We start from the raw sequence: 1,047 nt of genomic DNA, 5'->3' as shown, positions 1-1,047 counted from the left end.
TGATACTTGTTAATTGATTAATTACATCTTCAGATACTGATTTTTCTCCACCAATTACATAAGATTTGTTGAATTTAGTATCTTTGATGAATTGTTCTGTTTTTTGTCCTAATTTGTCTTTGTTAGTAAGAAGGATTGCTCCTTTTTGTTTTGCTGAGAATGGTGCTGCAACTAATGCATCTGCGAAGTCTTCCCCACTTGCTACTACTACAACTTCTTTTGCTCCAGAGTATTTTGCAAGAAGAATACTTGTTTCGTATCTATTAGCTCCTCCGATTCTATTGATAGTAGCTTTGGAGATTTTTTTAATGTTAGCTTTAGTATTTTCAGATACTGATTTTTCTCTACCAGCAATGTTTATTAATGATGCTTTTGATGATTTGATAACATCTTCAACTGATTTATCAATTGCGTTAACTCGTACTAAAAGTATTGGAGCTTTGTCTTTTTCTGCTGCGTTGTTAAGTGATAATGCATCGGCATAATTTTCACCACTTGCGATTTCTAATGTTGTTGTCTTATCGTCGATAAGTTTAGCTGCGATTTGTGCACTTGTTTTGTATCTGTCAGCTCCAGAAAGTCTGTCAACTTTGAAATTTCTCTTTTCTAATTCTTTTTTCAATCCTTCATCTACAGATTTTTCTCCACCGATAATAGTGATTTCTTTTGCTTTTAATCTAGCAATTTCACTCATTACTTCTTTACTAATTGAGTTAGAAGATACATACAACAAGGATGCGTTGTTTGCTTTTGCAAATGGAGCAGCCGTCAAAACGTCAGAATAATTATCTTGGTTAGCTAATACGACTTTGTTAGTTCCTTCTTTGAACATTTTCTTAGAAACTTCGATAGCTGTTTGTACTCTGTTTTCTCCAGAAATTCTTTGAACATTTTCATTTGTAGTGTTCGCAGTTGATTTTTCGATCTCAACTTGATCAACAACTTTTAATGAATCTGTTTCATATGTTGTGGCTACAATTGATTTGTCAGTCACTTTAACTTCTGTGAAGTTTGGTTTGTAATGTTGGTCTCTAACTGCCATGTAGT

Annotated in this window: 1 protein-coding gene; it reads right to left on the bottom strand. The window is 33.2% G+C overall.

Annotated elements, in window-relative coordinates; all coding sequences use genetic code 11:
• Nucleotides 1-1,047 (bottom strand): cell wall-binding repeat-containing protein (locus KHW44_RS10025; RefSeq protein WP_304069018.1); only part of this gene is annotated, 1,047 nt, incomplete at both ends.

It is taken from the genome of Finegoldia magna, assembly GCF_018371055.1.
GTDB lineage: Bacteria > Bacillota > Clostridia > Tissierellales > Peptoniphilaceae > Finegoldia > Finegoldia magna_I.
Note: the sequence above shows the minus strand (reverse complement) of the source record. Positions and strands in the feature narration are given on the sequence as shown.